The following is a 12,304-nucleotide window of genomic DNA, read 5'->3' as shown; positions in this document are numbered from 1 at the left end:
CGGCGTGTCGCGGTCGGACTCCGCGTGACGGCCCGCCGTCCCGCCGCGGCGGACCGCCGCCCCGCGGCGGGAATCACCTCGCCGCTCGATACGTTGTAGACTGTGATGCTCGGGTGCCGCTGACGAAGACGGCGACCCGAGGTGGTAATTCAACAGTGTGACAGTGGCCACTCCGAACGGAGTTCCCGGGGCTGATCGGTTTCGACAGCGCCTGCGAACCCGCGAGAAGCGGGCCGAGGATGTGGGGTTATCTCGTAAACGCTCCCTGCAAAACAATAAGTGCCGATGCTAAGCGCACTGACTTCGCCCTCGCTGCGTAAGCGAGCCCGATAGTCCGTCAGACCGTGTGTGACCCCGCCACGGATCCTGGCGTCATTTAGGGGTCTTGCTGCGTGACGGCGTCTGGACGTCACGCGGGACTTTTCCCAGGCTGGGCTTGTCGACTTAGGTGTCTGTGACAAAGGTCGGAGCCGAGCAGAACGTCTTCACAGACTGCGCCCGGAGAAAACGCGGAGACCCAGCGTTGGACGGGGGTTCGATTCCCCCCAGCTCCACGAGCCACTGTCACCTCGACGACGCCCCCGCTCCCACCCGTTTCGGTGGGGCGGGGGCGTCGTCGTTTCCGCCGTCGTCAGGCGGCCGAGCGCGTGTGGATGTCGCTCTCGCCCGAGACGCCGTTGAGCTCGAGGTATACCCGGCCCTCGGTGCGGGTGAGCGTGGCCGTGCTGCGTCGTTCGATGTGACCGGCCATGCGCTCCACGAACCCCGCGTCGAAGCTGTGCAGGAGAACGTCCTCACCCCGGTGGATCCGCTTTCCGGCCCACGGTGCGGCGACCTTGTCGGGGTCGCGGTGCGTGTACACGGCGGTGCGCGCGGCCTTCATGCTGCCGGTGTGCAGGCGGGCGGCATCCGGGGCTCCCACCTCGATCCACGCCACCAGCGCGCCCGTGAGGTCGCGCACGAGCACAGCGGGTTCGTCCGTGGCCGAGATGCCCTCGCTGAAGTCGATGCCGTCCTCGTATTCGAGGCAGTAGGCGAGCACGCGGGTCAGCATGTAGGCGTCGGTCTCGGACGGATGCCGAGCGACGCGGATCGCCAGCTCGTCGTAGACGCCGCGGTCGACGTCGGAGAGCTGCACCGTGAACGTGTGAATGGTCGCGCCGATAGCCACGAGGGTCGAGCCTACGTCGTCTGCCCTCGCCTGCGCGTTCGCGCACCCCGTTGAGTTGCGCCGAATGGTCGCCGCGGAGCCTCCCGAGCGGACATTCGGCGCAAGTCACCGAGTGTGGGGCGCTTGTCGGGGCACGATCGCAGCGCGTAGCGTCGAGGGATGCCAGATCCCCGCGCATTCCGCATCGATGTCGGCCCGTTCCGCCTGGAGCCGACGCCTGACGTCGGCACGTGGACCGCTGTGCCGAGCGAGGCGGACGGGGGAGTGGCATCCGGGATCACTGCCGCGTGGAGCGACTGGGTCGCCTTCGCGGAGAAGGTGAGCCGGGCCGACGAGTTGTGGCGCGAGCGCGAGGCGCGCGGGGACGCGTGGGACGAGGGCTTCTCGGCGGCGAGAGATGCCGCGGCGACCAACCCCTACCGGTGACGGGTCAGGAGGGACCGTCGACGAGCACGAGGCTCTGACGGGTGTCGGCGACTTTGACCCAGCCGTCTCCGAAGAGGTAGGTGATGCCGTAGCCGTCGCTGTCGCCTCGTCCTCCCACCCACGAGGAGTTCTCGGTGACGTAGGTGCCGGCCGGCCCCTCCTCGCGACGCCAGCCGGATGCGACCAGGTCGCGTTCGGCCTTCGCGGCGGTCGCCTCGTCGATCGGAGCCCACCCGAACACCTGGACCCGGTCGGTCGTGATGCGCTGATCGCCCCACTTGCACTGGATCCCGCCGTCGATCTCGGTCGCCCCGATGCGGAACGGCTCGGAGCTCACGCTCCACCCGAGGCTCCGGAAGTCGTCGGCGGTGCTCTTCGGGATGATCGTGTCGCACGTGGGGTCGGCAGCGGGCTCGGGGGTGCCGTCGGAGGTCGGTTCCGGGGTGGAGGTGCCGGCGGCGTCGCTCGGCACCTGCGCGGCCGCGGTCGGCGTCGGTGCCGGAGCGGAGCAGCCGGCGAGCAGGATGCCGGCCAGCGCGACGGTCGAGATGACGAGCCCGAGACGGCGGGTCACGCGGTGCCCTCGTCGTGCGTGAGGCGGAAGAAGTCGTCGTGCAGGATGCCGTTGGTCGCGAACGACGAGCCGGCGTCGAGGCGGTCGGATCCGTCGAAGGCGGTGAAGCGGCCGCCCGCTTCGCGCACGATCGGCGCGAGGGCGGCGACGTCGTACTCCTTCACGCCGAACTCCGCCACGAGCTCGAGGCGGCCCTCCGCGAGCCACATGTAGGGCAGGGCATCGCCGTACCCCCGGTCGCGCCAGACGGCGCGGGTGAGCCGGTCCAGGGCCGGGAGGAGGTCGACGTCGCGCCACTGCTCGACGCTCTGGAAGCTGACGCTCGCTTTCGCGACGTCGTCGACAGCCGAGACGTGGATGCGGCGTGGTTCATCGGCCGGCGTGTTCGTCCACGCCCCGTGGCCCGTCGCGGCCCACCAGCGGCGCCCGAGGGCCGGCTGGCTCACCACACCCACCATGGGAACCTCGCCGACGCTGAGGGCGATCAGCGTCGCCCAGATCGGGATGCCGCGCATGTAGTTGTGCGTGCCGTCGATCGGGTCGATCACCCAACGCCGCGCGGTGTCACCCGACGTTCCGTACTCCTCGCCCAGAACGGCGTCGCCGGGCCGCTCGGCATCCAGGATCTCCCGGATCGCCCGTTCGGTCGCGAGGTCGGCTTCGGTCACGTGCGTCCGGTCGGCCTTCGTGTCGATGCGCAGGCCGGCGGCGTCGAAGCGCGCCATGGCGACCGCGTCGGCGGCGTCCGCCAGTCGCAGAGCGAGCGCGAGGTCGTCGGCGAGGGTGGGGAGGATCTCGTCGGGAGTCGGGGACACGGCTCCAGGATAACGGGCGACCCCGGGCCGATTTGGCGCGGTCGCGTCACGCCTGGTAACGTAATCCCTCGGTTCGCCAAGCAAATCTGAGGCGGATCAGCCTGCACCTCTAGCTCAATCGGCAGAGCAACTGACTCTTAATCAGTGGGTTCTGGGTTCGAGTCCCAGGGGGTGCACCGACAGAGTCCCCGGAATCTCCGAGCAAAACGGAGGTCCGGGGACTCTTCCGTTTCGTCCCGGTTCCGGAATCAGCGCGAAATCAGCGCGTGTGTCCCTGATGGTCCGAGCCATCGGGTCGGCCAGGATGGATGCATGGTCTGGAAACCTCGCGGCGCTGACTCTGCCAACCTCGATGCGTTGCATGCTGGCGTGCCTATGTGGATTCGTCGGCGCATATTCGAATGGGCCGACTCGGTGGCTTCCCGACCTTTCAACTCCTTCATGGGGCCTCAGCCAGACGCGTCGATAATGGAGGAGTTCGAGACGCGCACGAGAAGACAAACCACTCTGGTCGGGTTGTTCGCCCGCGAGGGCGTGAGCGTACTCTACGAGGCAATGGAAGAAGACGAATTCATGGATTTCCTCGACTTCCTTGTAGCGCGAGCGGGCCAGGTCAACGAAGAGTTGGCAGAGGCAGGAATCGAAGATTTTCACGACCCGCTAGTTACTCTCGAAGCGATCCTCAGTGATGGCGGCTCTGAATGGCAGGTTGGTACTCGCGATGGGTTCGCAGCGCTCGAGTACAGGGTTCCTGCTGGCGTGCGCGACGCAGCGAACGCGGCTATGTCCCTGCCGGGAGATGCTGGTCGACTGCTGTCGGAGGCATGGCATGCGACATATGGCAGGAGCCCTCAACCGGACCTCGGCTACAGAAAGGCAATCGAAGCGGTCGAGGCGGTGGTGTTGCCGTTGGTCATGAAGAATGACAGCACCGCGACATTGGGCAAGGCCATGGGGCAGATGCGCACCCAGGGGGACTGGAAGTTGCCATTCATCAAGGAGCACGCTCAGAATCCGAGCCAAAACGTTGTCCTGGGCATGATGCAAGCATTGTGGTCCGGGCATAGCGACCGACACCCCGGAACGGCGAGCTATGTTCCGTCCACACAGGCCGCCGCCGAAGCCGCGGTCACGCTGGCTGTGACTCTTGTCAATCTGTTCAGCAACGGTGGGATCGCGCGGCGTCCCTAGTTGGCGCGTCGGAATGGAGTGACACTTCCAGCCTCTTCCTCCGCGGCGGCCATGATGTCTCTTAGTCAGTGGGTTCTGGGTTCGAGTCCCAGGGGGTGCACGCACCGGGCCTCCACCTTCGGGTGGGGGCCCTTTCTCGTGCGGGCGGACGTCACTCCACGGTCCACCATGCGATGTCGACGAGGCACAGGCCCCCGTCGTCCTCCCGGTAGAACAGGTCTCCCGGATACTCGACTCCGGATGCCACCCGCCCGGCGGGCAGCGAGAGGTTGATGCTCCACGTCGGGTCGAGCTCGGCCTGCTCGGGCCAGTACTCGGCGACGAACTGCTCGGGCTCCTCGGCGGACAGTCCGTTCCAGTCGGCGGGGGAGCCGAGATCCAGCTCCCGCCCGTCGCACACCGTATCTTCTACCTCTCCCGCTGCCGCGGCCTCGATGAGGTTTCGCGTGGTGTCGATCACTCTCGCGCCCTCGGGACCCCAGATCAGCCCGTCCAGAGAGCACCCCGTCAGGGCGAGCGCGGAGGCGGTCGTGAGGGTCGCGGCGATGCGGCGGTGCGTTCGGCTCATGCGCTCAACCTATCCACGGCCCCTTATCGTGCGCGTGCGCAGCCTGTCACGCGGTAGAAGACCGCTGGCCCCTCTGCGAGCATCGGAGATCCGCGAACAGCGCCGCAGAACAACCGGCGCTGCCCGAGGACACAAGGAGCCCCCCGTGACCGACACCCCTCCCGGCTTGCCGCCTGCACCGCCAATCCTGCCGCCGCCATCGGCTTCGCCGGAGAACAAGCGCGGGGGCCGGCTCGGCCTCATCGTGGGGCTTTCAGCGGTCGGCGTCGTCGTTATCGGTGTCGGTGCGTTCTTCGGCATCCGCGCACTGGTCGGGATGAACGCTCCCGCCACCGTTGCCGCCCCCGTCGAATCCGCCACGCCGACGGCGACGCCGCTCGGCACGACGGAGTACGTCCGCCTCGACGGGTTCATCTCCGATCGCGTGTCGTCGTCCCGCGTGGTGCTCGAGCTCCCCGCGGCCGAGGGCTTCGACGGGGGTCGCACGGTCATCAGCACCGCGCAGGACTCCCCGTGGGAGTGGAAAGAGATGCCGTCCATCGACAACGCGTCGTTGTACGCGGGGCAGATGAGCGCATCGTTCGGATTCCTGGGATCGTGCATGTCGTTCGTCGGAATGGTTCGCGACGAGGGAGACCCCGAGAACCGTTGGGCATTCAACGAGAAGGCATACGGCGTCTCGACGCTCTTGCTTTTCCGTGATCAGCTGGGCGTCCAGGACCCGGCCCGATTCCACGAGGAGTCCCTGCTCGGCTTGCCGTATCACGAAGAGGGTCTCGGTCAGATCCCGTTCTTCGACTACACGATCCCCGCGGCCGAGAACAGCACGCAATCCGACATGAAGGTCGTGCAGGGTCCCGATTACAACACCGGAAACATGATGTTCCTCTCGGTCGCGTGCCTCCTGCCCGGCGACACCGAGAAGATGTGGGACACCATGACGACCCCCGGCAACGAGTACAGCGTGTACGTCGACGTGCTCCCGGCTTCGACGGGCTGAGGGCGGGGACATGGAGGCGAAGCTCTATGGGATGACACGGGGAAGGCACATTGTCTCCCTTGTCGTCCACGCAGTGCTGCTTCTCGTGCTCATCGCGCTTGCGGTGTTAAGCGCCATGATGGGCGGGTTCGGGCCCGTGCAGTGGGCCGTCGCGGGCATTCTTGTGCTGTCGGCCGCTCTGTGGGTTGCGTGGGAGATTCGGGTGCTGACACTCTTCCGTACCGGCCGAGCGGACGGGCACGAATCGTCCGTCGAGTGAAGGCGGCACTCCGGCCGCGTCAGGAAGGATGGCCCCATGGCCGATGACGAGATCTGGGACGTGACCGACATCCAGGGGACTCCGACGGGCGCGCTGCATCGCCGTGGGGACGGCCCGGTGCCGGCCGGGGCGTTCCACATCGTGGCATCCGTCTGCGTGGTGTCGTCGACGGGACGGGTGCTCGTGAGTCTGCGTGCGCCCGGGAAGGACTACCCCCTCGCGTGGGAGTTCCCCGCGGGAAGCGCCCTTCGCGCGGAGTCGAGCCGACGCGGCGCCGCGCGTGAGCTCGAAGAGGAGACGGGGCTCTCGATCGCCCCGGACGATCTCGTCCTCGTCGGGCGGGTGATCGAGGAGCGCGCGCTCTTCGACCTCTGGATCGCGCGAGTGGACGGCGAGCCGGTGCCCGTACCCGACCCCGAAGAGGTCCAGGATGCCGAGTGGGTCACGCTCGATGAGGTGAGGCGCCGTTGGCAGGCGGGGATGTTCGCCTCGCCCTGGAACGCGCGCTTCGACCAGTTGTGGGACACGCTCGCGCGCGAGGTGGGGCGCGGCGCATGAGCTCCGCGTACCGGACGCACGACATTGCGGTCGAGGCGGGGTCGCTTCTCGTAGGGGAGTGGAATCCGGATGCCACGGGCATGCCGTGGCTGCTCGTGCACGGCGTGACCGCCTCGCACCTCGCCTGGGCGTGGCTGGCTGCCGAAGCACCCGGGCAGCGTTTGATCGCTCCCGACCTGCGCGGCCGCGGGCGGAGCGAGAGGGGAGAGGGACCGCTCGGCATGGCCGCCCACGCGGATGACCTCGTCGCTGTCGTGGATACGCTCGGGGTGGAGCAGGTCGTCGTCATCGGTCACTCGATGGGCGCTTTCGTCTCCGCCGTGCTCGCCGATCGGCACGCGGGCCGGGTTGATCGAGTCGTCCTCGTCGACGGTGGCCTGCCCCTGGAACTGCCGCCGGGGATGTCGCCTCGGGAAGCCGTGCGGCACGTGTTGGGGCCGACGGCGGCGCGGCTCGAGCGGCGGTTCGCCGACCAGGGCGAGTACAGAGACTTCTGGCGCGCGCACCCCGCGTTCGTCGACCGCGAGGATCCGCTGCTCGATTCGTATTTCGCGTACGACCTCGCGGGCGCGGCACCGTCCCTGCGTCCCGCTACGTCGCTGTCCACCGTTGAGGAGGACTCGATCGATCAGAACGCGGGCGACGCGGTCGGGAGGGCTATCGAGCGGATGCCACGGCCGACGACGCTCCTCGCGGCAGAGCGGGGTCTGCGCGGTGAGGTGCCTCCGCTGTACCCCGACCTGGACGCGCTCCGGGCGACCCACCCGCGCCTTCGGGATGTCCGCCGCGTGGACGGGGTCGACCATTACTCGATCGTCATGTCCGCGGCGGGAGCGCGGGAGGTCGCGCGCGCCGCGGGCGAGGCCGGCTGACGCAACGGTGGGCGTGAGGGTGAAGTTCGGCCCCTTAGGGGTCGAAAGCCGGGTCGCCCGCCCTCCGCGGCTCTAGCGTCGGGCGGATGCGCCGTCTTCTCTCCACGGGTGCCGTGCTCGCCGTCCTCGCCGTGTCGGCGATGGCCGCGATCGCCGTCCCCGCTTCCGCCGCCGTCCCCGACCTGACGGGTCGTTCCTACGTCTCCCTCGGTGACTCGTACGCCGCCGCCTGGGGACTCCCTCTCGCCGCGACGCAGCCCGCCGCGGGGTGCGATCAGTCGGATGAGAACTACCCCCACCTCGTCGCCGATGAGTTCGGCCTCGACCTCGACGACCGCTCGTGCGGGGGAGCTGTGATCGCCAACGTGGTCGACACTCCGCAGACGGTGGGCGGGGCGACGGCACCGGTCCAGTCGGACGCCCTGGATGCCGACACCGACCTCGTCACCCTCACGATCGGCGGGAACGACCTCGGGTTCTGGCAGCTCGGTCAGATGTGCATCGCGGCCACGGCGGGAGGCCCGGTCGCCGGGAGTCTCGACGGCAACGTGCACGCCTCGTGCGCCGAACAATTCGTGGTGAACACTCCCGCGGGCCCGGTGAACACGCTCGAGACGCAGATCGATCAGACGGTGGCGCCCGCCCTGTCGGCGGCCCTCGCCGATATCAGGGCCCGGGCTCCGCACGCGAAGGTCATCGTGGTCGGATACCCCGCGCTCGCCCCCGACGCCGCGCACACCCCGAGCGACGGGTGCTATACCTCGCTCCTCCAGGGGCTCGGGTTCCGCGCGAACGCCTACCCGTACACGAACGCGGACGTGGAGTTGCTCTACGCCACCCAGGTCTACCTCGACGACACGATGGCGGAGGTCACCGCGGCCTCCGGCGCGACCTACGTCTCGCTGCTCGCGGACTCCGTGGCGCACACGCCGTGCAACCCGACCGACGCATACGTCAACGGCATCACGCTGAGCCTCGCCCCCGACAGCGTTCCCGTCTCGGGGCTCCCCGTCGGCGGGATCAAGAAGGGGGCGATCCACCCGAATGCGGCGGGTGCCGCGTTCGCCGGTACGAAGGTCTCGGATGCCGTGCGTGCGCTGTTCGCGGAGCCGGATCCGACGCCGACCCCGACGATCACGTCGACGCCGACCCCGACGGACGACCCGTCGCCCACCCCGACGGCGTCACCGAGCCCGAGCGCCGGCGTGAGCCCGGTGCCGTCGGCCAGTGCCACGCCCGTCGCCGCCGCGTCGACCGGGGCCTTGGCGACAACGGGGACGCCGTCGGTCGCGGGGGCGATCGGTATCGGTGCTGCCCTGCTCCTCGTGGGGGTCGCGGTGACCCTCCTGCTTCGGCGCCGCGTGCACAGCTGACCCGACCGCTATACGGGCACGCGCCCTGTTCCGAACGATTCGGAACAGGGCGCGTGCGTGCATTCGCGATGCGTCAGGCGGCGTCGCCCACGAGGACGGCGGCTCCCTCGTCGGCGATCGTCGGATGGGCCTGATCCACGTGCGCGAGGGCTCGCCGACCGAACAGGACGCACGCCGCCGCGATCAGCACGGAGACGGTCGCCATGACGTACGGCACTCCCGCGCCGGCGGCGTGCCAGAGGAAGGCGGCGAGCGGCGGGGCGACGGCTCCGCCGAGGAAGCGGACCGCCGAGTACGCCGAGGAGGCGACCGAACGGGGGAGGTCGGTGGCTTCCATCACGGCCTCCGTCAACGCCGTGTTCACGACGCCGAGCACCAGACCGCCCACGACGATGCAGATCACGAGTCCGACGGGGGAGTCCACGACGAAAGCGGCGACGAGGAGGTCGACAGCGAGCAGGGGGAGGGCGAGCAGCAGCACCGACGTCAGCCGCATCCGGCGGAGGAGGATCGGGGCGACCCAGACACTCGTGATCGCGAGCGCCACACCCCACCCGAAGAAGGTGAGCCCGATCCCCATCGCGCCGAAGCCCAGCGGGAAGGGGGAGAAGGCCAGGAGGGTGAAGAAGCCGATGTTGTAGAACAGCGCGGTGGCCGCCAGGATCGCGAGCGCCGGACGACCGAGGGCGCGGAACGGTGCGCTGAACGGAATGGGTGTGCGTGCAGGAGCAGGACCGCGCAGGAGCACAGCCACCGCGACGAAGGCGATCGCCATGAGGACGACCACGCCGAAGAACGGTCCGCGCCAGCTCGCCTCGCCGAGGATGCCGCCGAGCAGCGGTCCGATCGCGATGCCCAGGCCGAGCGCCGCCTCATACAGGATGATGGCCGCCGAGCTGCCACCGGAAGCGGCGCCGACGATGGTCGCGAGAGCCGTCGAGATGAACAGGGCGTTGCCGAGGCCCCAGCCCGCGCGGAAGCCGATCACGGCGTCGACGCTTCCGCTCAGCGCGCACAGGAGCGAGAACACGACGATCAGGGCGAGCCCCACGAGCAGCGTGGCCTTCGCTCCGATTCGGCTCGAGATCCAGCTCGTGACGAGCATTGCGAGGCCCGTCACGACGAGGTAACTGGTGAACAGCAGCTCGGTCTCGACGGGCGTCGCCTGCAGGGACTCGGCGATCGCGGGGAGGATCGGGTCGACGAGACCGATCCCCATGAACGCGACGACGCACGCGAAGGCCACGGCCCATACCTGCGCCGGCTGCTTCCACACGCTCGGAGCGGCGCTCATCGCACGACCTCCGGCTGAAGGCCCACGCGGGCCGAGAGGGCGCCGGCAGCCGTGCTCACGGCATCCCATTCGGCGTCCGTCAGATCGGCGACGTGGGGCGCGAGGGCGGTGCTCAGCTGGGCGAGCCAGCGCTCGAGGGCGGAGAGACCGGCGTCGGTCACGGCGATGACGCTGACGCGCGAGTCGTCGGGGTGCGGTTCGCGCGTGACGAGACCCGCGTCGCTGAGCTGGTGGACGAGGCGCGTCATGCCGGGCTGGGTCACGCGGCTGAGGGTGGCCAGGTCGCCGAGACGCTGGGGTCCGTGGTCGCGCAGCAGGGTGAGGGTGCGCCACTGCGCAGAGGGGGCGTCGTTCTGGGTATCGAGGGCCGCGATGCGCGTCAGGGCGTGCACCGCGAGCAGCAATCTCTGGAGATCGTCATCGCGGGTCATGGGGAAAATCATACCGCAGATATATACCTGAGGTATTTATCGCGAGGCGAGTCGCGTGGACAGCTGGTGCGCGTGCGCGAGCAGGATGCGCCCGAGCTCGCCGAGCCGCTCGCCCGAGAAGCGGAATTCGACGCCGGTCAGGCTCAGCGCCCACTGCGGAGCCCCCGCTCGGTCGAACACGGCCGCTCCCAGGCCCCAGCTGCCCTCGACGATGAGCCCCGGGTTCACGGCGTACCCGCGCTCCTGCGTGTCGCGCACCCGCGCGCGCAGGCGCGCCGGGGCATGCGAGGATCCGAACCTCTCGGCGAGGTCTCCGTGGCGCTCGAGGTAGGCGTCCACATCATGGGGCGGAAGAAAGGCGAGGATCGCGAGACCCGCGGATGCCACCCCCAGCGGGAACCGCACTCCCTCGGACAGCACGAAGGAGCGAATGGGGAAGCTCCCGTCTTCGCGGACGAGGCACACCGTCTCGTCGCCACGCCGCACGGACAGGAACGCGCTCTCTTCGGTCCGGACCGCCAGCGAGCGCACGATGTCGCGCGCCGTCGCGGTGATGTCGAAGCGAGAGGCCGCCACGCTGCCCATGAGGTAGAGCTCGGGGCCGGGGAGCCAGTGGCCGGTCGTCTCGTCGCGGTCGACGAGCCCCTCCGCGCGGAGGGCGGTCAGGAGTCGGTGTGCGGTGGGGCGCGTGAGGTCGGCGTCGCCGGAGAGGTCGCCGATGGTCGCCCCGGCGGATCCCGCCGCCGTCACCAGGCGAAGAAGCGCGGCGGCGCGGGCGATCGCCTGGGCGCCGGGAACGCTCGCCGGTGAGCGCGGATGAGGTGCGGTGTCCACGATGTGGACGCTACGCGGCTTGGCATCCACATCGCAAGATCGCGCTGGGCGCGTCCCGGCGCCGGCCCTCAGCATGAGATCACGCAGACACGAAGGAGTTCGCGTGATCGACAAGACCTGGACCTCGGCCGCCGACGCGGTCTCCGACATCCCCGATGGCGCGTCCCTCGCCGTCGGCGGCTTCGGACTCTCCGGCAACCCCATCGCCCTCATCGAAGCCCTGCTCGCGCAAGGGACGCGAGACCTCTCCGTCGTCTCCAACAACTGCGGTGTCGACGACTGGGGTCTCGGCATCCTGTTGGGGGCCGGCCGGATCCGCAAGATGACGTCGTCGTACGTCGGCGAGAACAAGGAGTTCGAACGGCAGTTCCTCTCCGGCGAGCTCGAGCTCGAGCTCACCCCCCAGGGCACTCTCGCCGAGAAGCTCCGAGCCGGCGGGGCGGGCATCGCGGCGTTCTACACCCAGACGGGAGTCGGAACCCAGGTCGCCGAGGGCGGCCTTCCCCAGCGGTACGACGGCGCCGGAGGTATCGCGGTCGCTTCCCCCATCAAAGACGTGCGCGTCTTCGACGTCGACGGCGTGCCTCGCGAATTCGTCCTCGAAGAGGCGATCACGACGGACTTCTCGCTCGTCCATGCGTGGAAGGGCGACCGGCACGGCAACCTCGTGTTCCGCAAGGCCGCCCGCAACTTCAACCCGCTCGCGGCGATGGCGGGGCGGGTCTGCATCGCCCAGGTCGAGCATCTCGTCGAACCCGGCGAGATCGACCCCGACGACGTGCACCTGCCCGGGGTCTACGTCCACCGCCTCGTCGAGGTGGGGCCCGGGATCGAGAAGCGCATCGAGAAGCGCACGGTGCGAGAAGGCGTCACCGAGCCGGGGCCGGTTCCTTCGACGAGCTCAGGTCCCTCCGCATCGATGAGCAAGGAGTTCTGAC

Annotated in this window: 15 protein-coding genes, 1 tRNA gene and 1 other RNA gene; 10 read left to right on the top strand and 7 right to left on the bottom strand. The window is 69.1% G+C overall.

Features of this window, described 5'->3' with window-relative positions; all coding sequences use genetic code 11:
• Nucleotides 1-187: 187 nt before the first annotated feature.
• Nucleotides 188-557: a transfer-messenger RNA gene (ssrA, locus tag NS283_RS18345) on the top strand.
• 74 nt (nucleotides 558-631) lie between these two features.
• On the opposite strand, the gene NS283_RS05735 is transcribed toward ssrA, so the two are convergent.
• On the bottom strand, nucleotides 632-1,171 hold the full coding sequence (locus tag NS283_RS05735; protein WP_058595920.1) for a YaeQ family protein: 540 nt from the start codon (nucleotides 1,169-1,171) through the stop codon (nucleotides 632-634).
• Nucleotides 1,172-1,330: 159 nt separating this feature from the next.
• Here NS283_RS05735 and NS283_RS05730 point away from each other — a divergent pair, with 159 nt between their 5' ends.
• Nucleotides 1,331-1,597: a hypothetical protein gene (locus NS283_RS05730; RefSeq protein WP_058595919.1), complete on the top strand. Its 267-nt coding sequence runs from the start codon at nucleotides 1,331-1,333 to the stop codon at nucleotides 1,595-1,597.
• A gap of 4 nt (nucleotides 1,598-1,601) precedes the next feature.
• On the opposite strand, the gene NS283_RS05725 is transcribed toward NS283_RS05730, so the two are convergent.
• Nucleotides 1,602-2,171, bottom strand: coding sequence for a hypothetical protein (locus tag NS283_RS05725; protein ID WP_058595918.1), 570 nt, complete (start codon nucleotides 2,169-2,171; stop codon nucleotides 1,602-1,604).
• Nucleotides 2,168-2,986, bottom strand: a complete 819-nt coding sequence (locus tag NS283_RS05720) for an inositol monophosphatase family protein (protein ID WP_058595917.1) — start codon at nucleotides 2,984-2,986, stop codon at nucleotides 2,168-2,170. Before NS283_RS05720 ends, NS283_RS05725 begins: the two co-directional genes overlap by 4 nt.
• 103 nt (nucleotides 2,987-3,089) lie before the next feature.
• On the opposite strand from NS283_RS05720, the gene NS283_RS05715 reads away from it, so the two are divergent.
• Both NS283_RS05715 and NS283_RS05710 read left to right on the top strand, forming a co-directional pair.
• A tRNA-Lys gene (locus NS283_RS05715) sits at nucleotides 3,090-3,162 on the top strand.
• Between the two features lie 136 nt (nucleotides 3,163-3,298).
• Nucleotides 3,299-4,177: a hypothetical protein gene (locus NS283_RS05710; protein ID WP_153003291.1), complete on the top strand. Its 879-nt coding sequence runs from the start codon at nucleotides 3,299-3,301 to the stop codon at nucleotides 4,175-4,177.
• A gap of 151 nt (nucleotides 4,178-4,328) precedes the next feature.
• Here the strand turns inward: NS283_RS05710 and NS283_RS05705 are convergent, their stop codons facing one another.
• Complete coding sequence (locus tag NS283_RS05705; RefSeq protein WP_058595915.1) at nucleotides 4,329-4,745, bottom strand: hypothetical protein; 417 nt, start codon at nucleotides 4,743-4,745, stop codon at nucleotides 4,329-4,331.
• 145 nt (nucleotides 4,746-4,890) lie between these two features.
• Here NS283_RS05705 and NS283_RS05700 point away from each other — a divergent pair, with 145 nt between their 5' ends.
• From NS283_RS05700 to NS283_RS05680, 5 genes are all read left to right on the top strand, one after another.
• Nucleotides 4,891-5,745, top strand: coding sequence for a hypothetical protein (locus tag NS283_RS05700; RefSeq protein ID WP_153003290.1), 855 nt, complete (start codon nucleotides 4,891-4,893; stop codon nucleotides 5,743-5,745).
• 10 nt (nucleotides 5,746-5,755) lie between these two features.
• Nucleotides 5,756-6,004 (top strand): hypothetical protein, encoded by a 249-nt coding sequence (locus tag NS283_RS05695; protein WP_058595913.1) that lies wholly within the window; start codon nucleotides 5,756-5,758, stop codon nucleotides 6,002-6,004.
• Between the two features lie 36 nt (nucleotides 6,005-6,040).
• The gene (locus NS283_RS05690; protein WP_058595912.1) at nucleotides 6,041-6,562 is read left to right on the top strand and encodes an NUDIX hydrolase; all 522 of its coding nucleotides are present in this window, start codon (nucleotides 6,041-6,043) and stop codon (nucleotides 6,560-6,562) included.
• The gene (locus tag NS283_RS05685) at nucleotides 6,559-7,434 is read left to right on the top strand and encodes an alpha/beta hydrolase (protein WP_058595911.1); all 876 of its coding nucleotides are present in this window, start codon (nucleotides 6,559-6,561) and stop codon (nucleotides 7,432-7,434) included. Before NS283_RS05690 ends, NS283_RS05685 begins: the two co-directional genes overlap by 4 nt.
• Before the next feature lie 86 nt (nucleotides 7,435-7,520).
• Nucleotides 7,521-8,807 carry an SGNH/GDSL hydrolase family protein gene (locus tag NS283_RS05680; RefSeq protein WP_081317275.1) on the top strand — a complete coding sequence of 429 codons (1,287 nt, stop codon included), beginning with the start codon at nucleotides 7,521-7,523 and terminating at the stop codon, nucleotides 8,805-8,807.
• Nucleotides 8,808-8,880: 73 nt separating this feature from the next.
• On the opposite strand, the gene NS283_RS05675 is transcribed toward NS283_RS05680, so the two are convergent.
• From NS283_RS05675 to NS283_RS05665, 3 genes are read right to left on the bottom strand one after another with little or no spacing between them, the layout of a single operon-like run.
• Entirely contained in the window at nucleotides 8,881-10,101 is a 1,221-nt protein-coding gene (locus NS283_RS05675; RefSeq protein WP_058595909.1) for an MFS transporter, read from the bottom strand.
• Nucleotides 10,098-10,532, bottom strand: a complete 435-nt coding sequence (locus NS283_RS05670; protein WP_058595908.1) for a MarR family winged helix-turn-helix transcriptional regulator — start codon at nucleotides 10,530-10,532, stop codon at nucleotides 10,098-10,100. Before NS283_RS05670 ends, NS283_RS05675 begins: the two co-directional genes overlap by 4 nt.
• A 36-nt stretch (nucleotides 10,533-10,568) precedes the next feature.
• On the bottom strand, nucleotides 10,569-11,366 hold the full coding sequence (locus NS283_RS05665; protein WP_058595907.1) for an IclR family transcriptional regulator: 798 nt from the start codon (nucleotides 11,364-11,366) through the stop codon (nucleotides 10,569-10,571).
• Between the two features lie 103 nt (nucleotides 11,367-11,469).
• Between NS283_RS05665 and NS283_RS05660 the strand changes: the two genes are divergently transcribed.
• Complete coding sequence (locus NS283_RS05660; protein ID WP_058595906.1) at nucleotides 11,470-12,303, top strand: CoA transferase subunit A; 834 nt, start codon at nucleotides 11,470-11,472, stop codon at nucleotides 12,301-12,303.
• The last annotated feature ends 1 nt before the right edge of the window (nucleotide 12,304 follow it).

The organism is Microbacterium testaceum (assembly GCF_001476285.1).
Lineage (GTDB): Bacteria > Actinomycetota > Actinomycetes > Actinomycetales > Microbacteriaceae > Microbacterium > Microbacterium testaceum_B.
The sequence above is the reverse complement of the archived record's forward strand: the minus strand, read 5'-3'. Positions and strand labels throughout refer to the sequence as shown.